The sequence below is a fragment of the Pseudomonas sp. B21-040 genome, assembly GCF_024748695.1.
In the GTDB taxonomy this organism is placed as follows: Bacteria; Pseudomonadota; Gammaproteobacteria; order Pseudomonadales; family Pseudomonadaceae; genus Aquipseudomonas.
The window spans coordinates 5,070,613-5,083,367 of the sequence record NZ_CP087176.1; the positions used below are offsets into that span (position 1 = coordinate 5,070,613).

Sequence of the window (12,755 nt, forward strand, 5' to 3'; positions counted from 1 at the left end):
TTTCAATTGATCTGGAATGGATAAACCGCGCCCAGTTTAAGGATTTGCGTCAGTTCATCCAGTGCCGTCCGGCACTCAAGCAACAATTGCGGGTCCGCGAGATCGGTTTCGGTCATGCGGTCGCGGTAGTGCTTGTCGACCCATTCGGTCAGCGTGCCGTACAACGGGGCCGTCATGATAACCCCTGGATTGACGGCCGCCAGCTCGGTTTCATTCAGTGCGACGCGCAGCCGCAGGCAAGCCGGGCCACCGCCGTTCTGCATGCTTTGCTTGAGATCGAATACCTTCACTTCACGGATCAGGCCGCCGGAGCCGGTCAAACCTTGCAGGTATTGCCAGACACGCTCGTTGCCACGGCACTCTTCCGGCACGATCAACAGCATCGAACCGTCAGGACGCGACAGCAGTTGGCTGTTGAACAAGTAGGAACGAACGGCGTCTTCGACGGTAACTGCCGAACGCGGTACGCAGACTGACTGGAATTTCCCACCGACCTTGGCGAGTTTGCTTTGCAGTTCCGCCAGCATCTGCTCGGTGTCGAGGAACGCGTCCTCGTGATAGAACAACACCTCACCGTTACCCACGGCGATCACGTCGTTGTGAAACACGCCCTGATCGATCACCGACGGGTTCTGCTGCGCGTAGACCACGCCGTCTTCACTCAAGCCGTGCAGGCGGGCAACGGCCTGGGACGCTTCCAGTGTCTGGCGCGCCGGGTATTTCTGCGGCGCCGGGTAACGGGTATCGAAAGCGCTGCGACCGAACACGAAGAACTCGACGCCTGCTTCACCGTATTCACGGCAGAAACGGGTGTGGTTGGCGGCGCCTTCGTCACCGAACTGCGCCACGGCCGGCAACGCGGCGTGGTGAGCAAAGTGCTTCTGATCGGCGAACATTGCCCCCAGAACGCGACTGGTGGTCGGGTGTTCGATGCTGCGGTGATATTTGCAGTTGAGGTTGGCGGCAGTGAAATGCACGCGGCCATCGGCCGTGTCGGCACTTGGGCTGACCGTGGCGGCGTTGGCCACCCACATGCTCGACGCCGAGCAACTGGCGACCAGCAACGGCATCGCTTCTTTGGCGGCGCGCTCGATCACTTGAGCATCGGTGCCGCTGAAGCCAAGACGACGCAGCGCGGCGATGTCCGGGCGTTCTTGCGGCGCCAGCACGCCCTGCTGGAAGCCCATCTCCATCAGCGATTTCATTTTCGCCAGGCCTTGCAGCGCGGCTTCCTTCGGGTTCGAAGATTGCTGGCTGTTGCTCTGGGACGCGACGTTGCCGTAGGACAGGCCGCCGTAGTTATGGGTCGGCCCCACTAGACCGTCAAAATTGACTTCATAGGATTTCATCAGCGAGGCTCCACGAGAATCTGTTGTTATAGGCTTCAATAAATATGACTGGATGCGAATCCTGTAGCAGCTGCCGAAGGCTGCGTTCGGCTGCGTAGCAGTCGTTAATCGGTACACCGTGTTTCCAGATCAGAATCATGGATACCGCAATCGCGACTGCTTCGCAGCCGAACGCAGCCTTCGGCAGGTGCTACATAAGCCCTAAGAAAGCTTCACGCCAGGCGTGAGAGCGGCAGGCAACACCAGGCTCGGCGTTTCCAGCGAGGCCACCGGATACGCGCAGTAATCGGCGGCGTAGTAGGCGCTGGCGCGATGGTTGCCCGAGGCACCGACGCCGCCAAATGGCGCGCTGCTCGCCGCACCGGTCAATTGCTTGTTCCAGTTGACGATACCGGCGCGGCTTTCCAGCCAGAACTGCTGATAACGTGCCTCGGAGTCCGACAGCAGGCCCGCCGCCAGGCCATAGTCGGTGTCGTTGGCTTCAGCGATCGCCGCTTCAAAATCAGCGTAGCGGATCACTTGCAGCAACGGGCCGAACAGCTCTTCGTCAGGACGATCGGCAACGGCAGTGACATCCAGAATACCCGGGGTCAGCAAGGCCGCTTGAGCCTGAGGCTGAGTCATCTCCAGCAAGGCTACCGCACCATTGGCCAGCAAATGTTCCTGCGCATCCATCAGCGCTTTCGCAGCACCGAGGGAAATCACCGAACCCATGAACGGTGCCGGCTGCTGATCAAACGCGCCGACTTCAATCGTCGAGCTGACCGCCACCAGACGCGCCAGCAGCGTGTCGCCCCATGCGCCTTGCGGCACCAGCAAACGACGTGCGCAGGTGCAACGCTGGCCGGCAGAAATGAAGGCCGACTGGATGATGGTGTAAACGGCGGCATCGAGGTCCGCCACTTCGTCGACCACCAGCGGGTTGTTACCGCCCATTTCCAGCGCAAGGATTTTGTCCGGACGACCGGCAAATTGCTGATGCAAGTGGTTGCCCGTGCGGCTGGAGCCGGTGAAGAACAAGCCGTCGATGCCCGGGTTCGCCGCCAGGGCAATACCGGTTTCGCGAGCGCCTTGCAGCAGGTTCAGCACGCCCGCCGGCAGGCCAGCTTCGATCCAGCACTTGACCGTCAGCTCGGCGACTTTCGGGGTCAACTCGCTCGGTTTGAACAACACGCTGTTACCGGCCAGCAGCGCCGGCACGATATGACCGTTCGGCAAGTGGCCAGGGAAATTGTAAGGACCGAACACGGCCACCACGCCGTGCGGTTTGTGACGCAACACAGCGGTGGCGTCGCCCAGCGGGCCGCTCTTCTCGCCGGTACGCTCACGGTAGCTCTGCACCGAAATCGCAATCTTGTTGACCATGCTGGTCACTTCGGTCGCCGATTCCCACAGCGGTTTGCCGGTTTCCTCACCGATGCAGCGCGCCAGTTCGTCAGCCTTGTTTTTCAGCGCAGCGGCAAAGGCCTCAAGCACGGCAATGCGCTCATCCAGCGTACGACGGGCCCAACCGGGGAATGCCTGACGAGCGGCTTGCACGGCGGATTCAACCTGAGCGGCCGTGGCGCCTTCGCCGGCCCACAGCACGTGCTGGGTCACCGGGTTCAGCGACTGGAAGGTTTCGCCCTGGCCAGCCAGCCATTCACCTGCGATGTATAGCGAATTCATTACTTCGACTCCCGAGCAGCAGACAACGGAACGGCGCGCACTTGATCGCCGGCGTTGAGTTGAAGACGTTTGGCGGTCAGCGGATCAACCACCAGCGTGCCGGCGGCGAAGCGTGCTGGCGCGGCAGTGATCCGGCAGTCTTCGCGCTTGCGGTTGTGAATCAGGAAAGGCGTCGCGTCGTCACCCGGCGTGCCGATGGCCAACACCAGTGCCTCGCTGTCGCGCACGGCGCGGATCTTGCCGGTTTCGCACTCCACGGCCGGGCCGGCGTCGAAGATGTCGACGTAACCCTGGTAGCTGAACCCTTCACTCTTGAGCATGGCCAGTGCCGGCTCGGTGTCCGGGTGGACCTGACCGATAACATTGCGCGCATCTGGCGACAGGAAGCAGGTGTACAGCGGAAACTTCGGCATCAGTTCGGCGATGAACGCCTTGTTGCCCACGCCGGTCAGGTAATCGGCCTGGCTGAATTCCATCTTGAAGAAGTGGCGGCCCAGGCTTTCCCAGAACGGCGAACGCCCGGCTTCGTCGGACACACCGCGCATCTCGGCGATGGTCTTGTTGCCGAACAGTTGCGGGAACTCGGCAATGAACAGCATCCGCGCCTTGGCCAGCATGCGGCCATTGAGCCCGGTGCGGTAATCGGCGTGCAGGAACAACGAGCACAGCTCAGAGTTACCGGTCAGGTCATTGGCCAGGAACAGCGTCGGGATCTCGCGGTAGATGTTCAGCTCTTGCGAAGCGCTGACCGTCAGGCCGACCCGGAAGTTGTACCAGGGCTCACGCAGGCCGACGGCGCCGGCGATGGCAGAAATGCCCACCACGCGCCCCGTGTCGTCTTCGAGTACGAACAGGTAGTCCGCATCAGCGCGCCCGGCTTCGCCGCGAAAGGTCTTCTCGGCCCAGCCGACCCGATGGGCCAGCCGCTCTTCGTTGGCCGGCAAAGTGGTCAGGCCGGTGCCAGTGCTGCGGGCCAGGTCGATCAGAGCGGGTAAATCGCTGCTGCGTACGGGACGAACGATCATGCTATCTCCTCAAACGGGCCGCTTGCGCCACCCGTGAAATTTCGCTGCTTTCCAGGCATTTCTTTCTGGAAATCAAAGCCGGCGTTAAACCGCCACCAGGCGCACGCTGGCACCTTCGCCGACTCCCAGGGCTTCGGCCGCTTCCAGGTCCAGGGTTACCGGTTTGCCGGGCGCGTAATCGAGCTCAAGCAACACGGCGCGGTAATCCTGCAATTGGGCATTGGCCACCAGATACTGACGACCGGCACCTTTGACCGGCTCGCCGATTTTCACCGGCACGACGCGGCTCTGGGCGATCGAACGGATCCCCGTCACACGGGCGTGCAAGGTCGGGCCGCCGTCGAAAATATCGATGTAGTGATCAGTCTCGAAACCTTCGCGCATCAGGATGTCGAAAGTGATCTGCGCCCGTGGGTGCACCTGGCCCATCGCCTCTTGAGCGGAGTCCGGCAGCAGCGGCACATAGATCGGGTAATGCGGCATCAGCTCGGCCAGGAACGTACGGCTCTTGAGGCCACACAGGCGCTCGGCTTCAGCGTAGTTGAGGTCGAAGAAGTTACGGCCGATGGCATCCCAGAATGGCGAGTCACCGTTTTCATCGCTGTAGCCAACGATCTCGGTCACCACGGAGTCGGCGAAGCGCTCCGGATGGCTGGCCACGAACAGCAGGCGGCCACGGGAATTGAGTTCGGCCCAAGGCGACCCCACCAGCTCGCGCTGTACGTAGAAACTGGTCAGCAAACTGTTGCCGGTCAGGTCGTGGCATTGGGAGAGCACGTGGATCTTGTTATGAATCTTCAGCTCGCGGGAAGCGTGCACGAAGGTTTCATTACGGAAGCTGTAGAACGGCTCGGAATAACCCGCCGAAGCAACGATGGCCGAACAACCGACCAGTTTGCCGGTGGCGGTGTCTTCGAGGACGAAGAAATAGCTCTCTTCACCGTTGAAGCTGACTTCGGCAGAAAACGAGGCTTCGCTTGCCGCGATCTTGTCGCTCAGGCGTTCAACGTCATCCGGCAAGGAAGTGACACCAATCGGGCTATCCGCAGCCAGACGCTGTACCTCGCCCAGATCAGCCATTTGCGCGGGGCGCATCACCAGCATGGTGTCACTCCTTTCTCTAAAAACTTTCATAAGTAAAATGCCCGGCTCATGTGGGAGCGGGCTTGCCCGCGATAGCGTCCTGTCAGATAACAATGAAGTCGGCTGTCAGGCCCTCATCGCGGGCAAGCCCGCTCCCACACTTACTAAGCCCGGCACAAAAAATTGATTCGACGCCTGAATAGTCAGGCGTCGAAGGGTCTATCAGGCTTGAGTCAACTTCGCAGCAGCACGTTCGAAGCGGTCCAGGCCGGCATCGATATCGGCGTCTTCAACCACCAGGCTCGGGGCGAAACGAATCACGTCCGGGCCGGCTTGCAGAATCATCAGGCCTTCACGCTCGGCGGCGTTGAAGATGTCCTTGGCCTTGCCCTTCCAGGCATCGCTCAGCACGCAACCGATCAGCAGACCCAGGCCACGGACCTGAGTGAACAGGCCGTACTTCTCGCCAATCTGCTCCAGGCGTGCCTTGAACTTGTCGTGCTTGGCGTTGACGCCGGCCAGCACTTCAGGCGTGTTGATCACGTCGATCACCGCTTCAGCAACCGCACACGCCAGCGGGTTACCGCCATAGGTGGTGCCGTGGGTGCCGACGACCAGGTGTTTGGCCAGGTCTTCGGTGGTCAGCATGGCTGCGATCGGGAAACCGCCGCCCAGGCTCTTGGCACTGGTCAGGATGTCCGGGGTCACGCCGTAGTGCTGGTAGGCGAACAGCTTGCCGCTGCGGCCCATACCGGTTTGCACTTCGTCGAACACCAGCAGCGCATTGTGCTCGGTGCACAGTTCGCGGGCGCCTTGCAGGTAAGCCAGTTCGGCCGGCAATACGCCGCCCTCACCCTGGATCGGTTCCAGCACAACGGCGCAGGTCTTGTCGGAAATGGCCGCTTTCAAAGCCGCCAGATCGTTGTAAGGCACGTGGGTGATGCCGGTGATTTTCGGACCGAAGCCGTCGGAGTACTTCGACTGGCCACCGACGTTCACAGTGAACAGGGTACGGCCGTGGAAACTGTTCAGCGCGGCGATGATTTCGTACTTCTCGCTGCCGTAGCGATCGAAGGCGACCCGACGGGCCAGCTTGAAAGCGGCCTCGTTGGCTTCGGCGCCGGAGTTACAGAAGAACACGCGCTCAGCAAAGGTAGCGTCGATCAGCTTATGCGCCAGGCGCAGGGCCGGCTCATTGGTGAACACGTTGGACACGTGCCACAGCTTGTTCGCCTGCTCGGTCAAGGCACCGACCAGCGCAGGGTGTGCGTGGCCCAATACGTTAACGGCAATTCCGCCGGCGAAGTCGATCAGCTCGCGGCCAGACTGGTCCCAGACGCGGGAACCGGCACCACGCACGGGGATGAAAGCGGCAGGCGCGTAGTTGGGAACCATTACCTGGTCGAAATCGGCGCGTTGTACCGCAGCGTGCTCAACGGACATCGGAGTCTCCTGAAGAGGAACACTCGCCTGAAACTGGCGAGCGATGAGGGGATTGTAAGGACAGTTTTCAGCCCGGCCTTGCCGCCAAGCGACAACTTCTTATAGCGCAAACCCCGGATTCAGCCGGGTTTACGGCAATGCGACATATAGCGTCGCAAAGGCGCAGTTTAAACTGCCGGCGCAGGTTATAGGCAGGCCTGATGAACGGTGCGGTAAATATGTACCGCACGCCACTCATCATCATCTGTTTTGCTGGCGGCTAATCCAAACGCTAAAGGAATAGCGCATGAATCAAGACGATTTTGAGCCCGCCTCGCAACCGGACTCTCACTTTCATCACGTTTACCAAAACCTGCCCGCATGGCTATTAGAGGCATCGACCGAAACGCGCGGCGCGCTGAAGAGCGCCAGCCTTGTAGCGCCTCCCTGGCATCGCACCGCTTCGCGTCTGCAACACCTGGTGCTGAAAAGCTCAAGCCAGACGCACTGGACCGAACGAAACCGGTTGGGATCGATGTTGGCGAAGGTGCAAAACGCTCAGGATTACGCAGAGCCGATTCTGGCCTCAGCGCTGAAAACCCGCTTCGACCTGGAGCTGGATGTCAAAACCACCTTCCTGCGTCTGTACATCCCGCTGACCACACCCTGGTTTGCGATCAAGACCGGTGCCGCCCGCACCTGGACGGTGTCGATGCTCGACGCGGCGCTGCACAACTTTCAGCCATCAGAGGCCGAGGCCGGCGCTTATGAGGCTGACTCCACCTTCATCAGCGCACCGTCGCCCACAGGGCAGTTCGATACGTTGCCCGAGGTCTCTCGCAAACTCACGATCCAGGCCTTCACCCAGCTGTGCCGCGAACTGGATATCGGCGGCCAATACAACGCCTATCTCAAAGACAATCTGGGGCTGACCAACCGGGTAGCCGGGGCTGTTTTGAAATCGAAGGTCGGCCAAACAAACCAGGCAGCACTTCGCTCTGCGCTGAAGCTGGCTCATGCCCGCCGGGATATCGAGGACGATGCCTATAACGCAATCGAGCGATTGCTCGAGGGGCGCGCGCCCATGCCACTGGACGGTTATCCCCTGCACTGTCACGACCTGAGAATGATGTCGTCATCGCTGACCGGCATCATCGTGTTCAGCGCCAAATCGAGCCACACAACCAAGGCCACCCGGATCATCGCCTACATCCCCGATGATCCGGAGCATCCGCTCAAGCAATACCCCGACACCGTGGCGTTCATGAATGAACTGACCCACAAGCTGCGCTCACCCGCTTATCAAGCGTTTTTCAGTCGATTCGTCGATCACCACGAACGGGGCTATTTCTTTGCTGATCTCAATCGTCGCCTGCAGGCCGTCACCTGGCATCGGCATACCCGTGGTGACCCACTGCCGAGCTGGCGGGAAACCCCGATCGATCATCCCAATCTACGGTTTTCGATGACCCCGTTCAGGGCGGGACTGTGGAACCACCTCTATCAGCGGCAGCTGAACAAGATCCTCAATGATGCAAGCACCGTTGCCGTCTCCACCGCTCGCGCCGACCAGAACGCACGCTGGGCACAGTGGGACGCCTTCAGCAAAGTGGCCTCGGCGGTCCTGGAAGTCGCAACGTTCGTCGCCTTGCCGTTCGTGCCCTTCCTCGGCGAATTGATGCTGGCCTACATGGCCTATCAGGTCCTCGACGAAACCTTCGAAGGTATCGTGGACTGGGCCGAAGACCAAAAAACAGAAGCGTTCAGGCAACTGTTGAGCGTCGTCGAAACCGTGGTTCAAACGGGAACATTTGTGATCGGCAGCGCCATTGCCGCCCGCACCTTCCAGCGCCTGCTTTCCCCTGAATCAGTGGCGCTGATCGAGCCGCTCAAGCCGGTGCCGGGCCCGGACGGAAAAACCCGTTACTGGAATCCGGACCTCACCCGCTACGAACAAACCATCGACTTGCCCGCTGGCTTGCAACCCGATGACCTTGGCCTGTACCGACACGAGAACAAGACGCTGCTGCCCCTCGAGGAAAAGCTGTACGCCGTGCAATCGAATGCCAGGACAGGTACGTTCAAGATCGAGCATCCCGACCGGGTCGACGCCTATCAGCCCACCTTGCGCCACAACGGCCACGGTGCCTGGACGACCGAGCTGGAACAGCCGCTGAGCTGGGACCGCGATACCGTAATGCATCGCCTCGGGCATAGCGTCGAATCCTTCAGCCGCACCGAACGCGAAGCGATCCTGCGCATCAGTGGCTATCACGACAATGTGCTACGGGAGATTCATGTCGAGAACCATCGCCCGCCCTCACTTCTGACCGACACGATCAAGCGCTTCAAAATCGATCGTGACATTCAAAACCTGATTGACCAGAACCACACCGAACACCCCGATTACGATCGGGCGCTCAGCCAACGCAAATCGCTATTCGAATCACGCTATCGGGCGCTGGAGAAAACCACGGATCGGCCAGTTCAAGTACTTCAGGCCAACACCCAAGGGCTGCCGACAGACATCGCACAAGAACTGGCCAGCAACGCATCGGGCACCGAGCTGACGCAACTGCATAACGGAACAGTGCCTCAACGCCTGAAGGACGTCGCACTGAAAGCCATGGAGGCGGTGCGTATTACCCGGGCTTACGAAGGACTTTTTCGTGACGCACTGGAAACCGCAGACACTCATCAATTGGCGCTGCACAGCCTGAACACACTGCCCGACTGGCCCACTGACCTGCGCCTTGAAGTCAGGGATTTTTCACAGGAGGGCGCCCTGCGCGACAGCATGGGCCGCGTCGACGCTCCAAACCTCAAAACACTGGTGCGCACCGTAGACGGTAGCTATCGACTTCACGATAACGATGCCACTCCCGGCGACTTTTACCACACCCTGCTTCAGGCACTGCCAGACGCAGAGCGCGCCGCGATGGGGGGCAGCCGTAGATTCAAACAGCGCCTTGCAGAACACGCACTGGAACAACCGGGCCTGCGCACTCTGTTTGCGAAAAACCCTCATCGAAAACCCTTTTACGACCCCACCACCATGCGCCTGCCCGGCGGCACCGAGGGTTACACCCGCCGCGTCGGCATGGCGCCAACGCTCGACGACCGGGTTCGTGAGGTTTATCCCTCGCTCAACGAGGAAGAGCTCCGGTCCATGGTTCTGAGGTTACAACGTCACCCTGATGGCGCTCGCTTCGAACTTTCGCGCCTGGCCAGCGAATTGGCCCGGCTTCGTCAAGATTTGAATGGCTGGGTACTCGACGCGCCCACCACCGACGCCGAAACAGGGCTCGCGCTGAACGATTTGGATCGCCAGATCGCCCAGCGTAATCGCAAGTTGCTGGCCCGGGAAATCCAGCGAGCGTGGTGCCGGCAAACTGATCGGGAATTGGACTCCGAGGATGGCGTCGAGCGCTATGTGCTCACCTTTGTGGATCCGGTCCCGGGCGATCTGCCGACCCTGAATGCCGATTTCAACCACGTGTCCACACTGTCGCTCGAGGGTCATTTCGCCCCCCAGGGCATCCCGGCTTTTTTAGAACACTTCAAAGGGCTGCGCCGTCTCGAACTGCGCCGCTTCCATCTGAGCACACTGCCCGACGCCATCCCCCGGATGACCAGCCTCGACGCGTTGGTGCTGAGCGACTGCGGGATCAACTTTGACGCCGCCAATTGGTCGAAGCTGCAATCGCTGAACAAACTGACTTCACTGGACCTCTATCGCAATTCGATTGATGGAGTCCCGAGCCTCGAATCGATGCCCGATCTGGTCCAGGTGGACCTGAGTGACACGGGCCTGTCCAAATTCCCTCGCGGCGCGTTCCGAAGCCCGCACCTTGAATCGCTGATGTTGCTGGACAATAAAATCACTGATCTACCCACTGAATTGTTCGACAGTGCGGTGTATGAAAAACAAGGCGTTTATCTCACACACAATCCCCTGTCCAACGCCGCGCGACAGCTGATCAAACAGCAATACTTCAGCACTTCCTTTGATTTGGGTGCCTACGCCCCTGAGGCAGATATTGTCCGCGTCAGAGCGCTGTATCCGGGCATGGAGGTCGAGCAGGCGAGCGAATTTGTGTATGACTTGCCCGGTACGCTGGAAGACGGCCGGATCGAATTGACCCGTCTTGAGCAGGAACTGAGTCAGCTCCAAGTCGATCTGTCCACCTGGACCGCCAACTTGCCACCCTATCACCCCCTGACAGGTGAACCCTTCACCGCATTGCAAGAGTTTTTCGAACATTCAAGCCGCGACGAACTCAAGCACCTACTGGAGCAGTGCTGGCGCAAGGAAACGGAACTGGATGAGTTTGATTCGTCACTTGAACCCGGCTACGAGCTGGTCATCCGATCGCCTGTCCATGGAGAACTGCCAACCCTGAGCGCCAACTTTGATCATGTTTCGTCGGTGGAACTGCAGAGTGCCGATGGCGTAACGCGCATCGGGCGCTTCCTGGAGTCTTTCCCCAAGCTCAAAAACCTCAGATTGCGCTACTGCAATCTCGGAGAAATACCGGAAGCCGTGTTCAAGATGGGTCAACTCCGGTCGTTATCGCTGCCACATTGCCGCGTCCGCTTGACCACTGATTCAGTCAGTGCATTGGCGGCAATGGAACAATTGGAGTATCTGGACCTGGGCTACAACAGGCTGGAGCAAGCACCCGACCTGAGCCAAATGAGCAGCCTGGAGACCATCCTGCTCAATGACACCGGCATCACCGAACTACCGCACGGGCTGATGCAAATGAGTGAACTGGAATGGGCAGACCTGAGCGCAAACGCAATCACCGAAGTGCCCAGCGAAATTCTGGAGTTGCCACTGAAAATCGCAGAGAACATCAATTTCAGAGGCAACCGGTTTTCCGTGGAGAGCCTGTCACGGCTGGTCAGTTACTTCGAGCGCACTGGAGTGGATTTCGGTGTGGAAGATGTCATCAACCAAGGCCAGATGGAGATATCGACGTCTGGTGGTTCCGAAGTAGACGAGTAAAGCAGCCTGCATGTCCGGGCGCGGCGCGCACTGTCAGCCGCGCTCGGACGGCACTGACGACAATTCGAACGGACTGCTGCTACGCCGCTGGTTGCGATCTTCGCGCGGCGTGGCACCAAAGAAGTTGCGGTAGGCGCTAGAGAAATGCGGCCCCGAGGAAAAGCCACACGACAGGCCGATCTGGATGATCGACTTGCTGGTTTGCATCAACATCTGCCGCGCCTTGTTCAAGCGCAACTCCAGGTAATACTGGCTCGGCACACGGTTGAGGTACTGCTTGAAGATGCGCTCCAACTGTCGACGGGACACGCACACGTGCTGGGCGATTTCGTCGGTGGTCAACGGCTCTTCGATGTTGGCCTCCATCAGCAACACCGCTTGGGTGAGCTTCGGATGGCTGGAGCCGAGACGGTTTTGCAAAGGAATGCGTTGACGCTCGCCGCCTTCGCGAATGCGCTCGACCACCAGTTCTTCCGACACGGCACCCGCCAGTTCGGCGCCGTGATCACGGGCCAGCACGGCCAGCAACAGGTCGAGTACCGACAGGCCGCCGCACGCGGTCAGACGATCGCGATCCCAATCGAACAGGTGGCTGGTGGCGATGACTTTCGGAAAACGTTCGGCGAAATCGTCCTGCCAGCGCCAATGCACGGCAGCACGATAGCCGTCGAGCAAACCCAATTGCGCCAACGGGTAAACACCGGCCGACAAACCGCCAATCACGCAACCGGCCCGCACCAGCTGTTTCAACGCACTGCTGAGCGCCGGCGCAAGTGCAGTCGGCGGCTCATCGGCGAGTAGAAACAGCTTCTGGAAGTTTTCGAGCTTGCCGGCCCAGGGCTCACCCGGCAATTGCCAGGCGCCTTCGGTCGGCGGTTCAGCCTGCAAAAACGACAGTTCGTAAACCACGTCCGGGTGCACACGCTGGGCAACACGCAAGGCCTCCTCAGCCAGCGCAAGCGTCAGGGCTTTAGTGCTGGGCCAAATCAGGAAACCAATTCGATGGGCAGTCATGGCGGGCAATCCGAAACGAAGAACGGTGATGAAGGCATGGGCCAATGCTAGCCCGGAAATGAACACAAATCTCAAAGCCAGCAAAGATCAAATGTGGGAGCTGGCTTGCCTGCGATAGCGGTGTATCAGTGCCAAAGATGCCAACTGGCCCACCGCCATCGCAGGCAAGCCAGCTCCCACAGT

7 protein-coding genes are annotated in these 12,755 nt (G+C 59.9%); 1 reads left to right on the forward strand and 6 read right to left on the reverse strand.

Going from position 1 to position 12,755, the window contains the following annotated elements:
• Positions 1–2: 2 nt before the first annotated feature.
• The 5 genes from astB to LOY55_RS23290 all read right to left on the reverse strand — a co-directional run bounded on the left by astB (position 3) and on the right by LOY55_RS23290 (position 6,568).
• On the reverse strand, positions 3–1,349 hold the full coding sequence (astB, locus tag LOY55_RS23270; RefSeq protein WP_077431445.1) for an N-succinylarginine dihydrolase: 1,347 nt from the start codon (positions 1,347–1,349) through the stop codon (positions 3–5).
• 201 nt (positions 1,350–1,550) lie between these two features.
• A complete protein-coding gene (gene astD, locus LOY55_RS23275) occupies positions 1,551–3,017 on the reverse strand; it encodes a succinylglutamate-semialdehyde dehydrogenase (protein ID WP_258666902.1) in 1,467 nt (488 codons plus the stop codon).
• Positions 3,017–4,042 carry an arginine N-succinyltransferase gene (gene astA, locus LOY55_RS23280; RefSeq protein WP_258666904.1) on the reverse strand — a complete coding sequence of 342 codons (1,026 nt, stop codon included), beginning with the start codon at positions 4,040–4,042 and terminating at the stop codon, positions 3,017–3,019. The genes astD and astA overlap by 1 nt, the downstream gene beginning before the upstream one ends.
• Positions 4,043–4,126: 84 nt before the next feature.
• Positions 4,127–5,146 carry an arginine/ornithine succinyltransferase subunit alpha gene (gene aruF / locus LOY55_RS23285; protein ID WP_046031530.1) on the reverse strand — a complete coding sequence of 340 codons (1,020 nt, stop codon included), beginning with the start codon at positions 5,144–5,146 and terminating at the stop codon, positions 4,127–4,129.
• A gap of 201 nt (positions 5,147–5,347) precedes the next feature.
• On the reverse strand, positions 5,348–6,568 hold the full coding sequence (locus LOY55_RS23290; RefSeq protein WP_046031529.1) for an aspartate aminotransferase family protein: 1,221 nt from the start codon (positions 6,566–6,568) through the stop codon (positions 5,348–5,350).
• A 286-nt stretch (positions 6,569–6,854) separates the two neighbouring features.
• On the opposite strand from LOY55_RS23290, the gene LOY55_RS23295 reads away from it, so the two are divergent.
• On the forward strand, positions 6,855–11,558 hold the full coding sequence (locus LOY55_RS23295; RefSeq protein ID WP_258666906.1) for a dermonecrotic toxin domain-containing protein: 4,704 nt from the start codon (positions 6,855–6,857) through the stop codon (positions 11,556–11,558).
• 33 nt (positions 11,559–11,591) lie between these two features.
• Here LOY55_RS23295 and argR read toward each other — a convergent pair whose 3' ends face one another.
• Complete coding sequence (gene argR, locus LOY55_RS23300) at positions 11,592–12,572, reverse strand: transcriptional regulator ArgR (RefSeq protein WP_109785135.1); 981 nt, start codon at positions 12,570–12,572, stop codon at positions 11,592–11,594.
• Between the last annotated feature and the right edge of the window lie 183 nt (positions 12,573–12,755).

What these genes read in the sequence shown, in the direction of transcription:
- LOY55_RS23290 (WP_046031529.1), bottom strand. Translation starts at nt 6,568, where the DNA reads ATGTCCGTTGAGCACGCTGCGGTACAACGCGCCGATTTCGACCAGGTA.
- LOY55_RS23295 (WP_258666906.1), top strand. Translation starts at nt 6,855, where the DNA reads ATGAATCAAGACGATTTTGAGCCCGCCTCGCAACCGGACTCTCACTTT.
- aruF (WP_046031530.1), bottom strand. Translation starts at nt 5,146, where the DNA reads ATGCTGGTGATGCGCCCCGCGCAAATGGCTGATCTGGGCGAGGTACAG.
- astD (WP_258666902.1), bottom strand. Translation starts at nt 3,017, where the DNA reads ATGAATTCGCTATACATCGCAGGTGAATGGCTGGCTGGCCAGGGCGAA.
- astA (WP_258666904.1), bottom strand. Translation starts at nt 4,042, where the DNA reads ATGATCGTTCGTCCCGTACGCAGCAGCGATTTACCCGCTCTGATCGAC.
- astB (WP_077431445.1), bottom strand. Translation starts at nt 1,349, where the DNA reads ATGAAATCCTATGAAGTCAATTTTGACGGTCTAGTGGGGCCGACCCAT.
- argR (WP_109785135.1), bottom strand. Translation starts at nt 12,572, where the DNA reads ATGACTGCCCATCGAATTGGTTTCCTGATTTGGCCCAGCACTAAAGCC.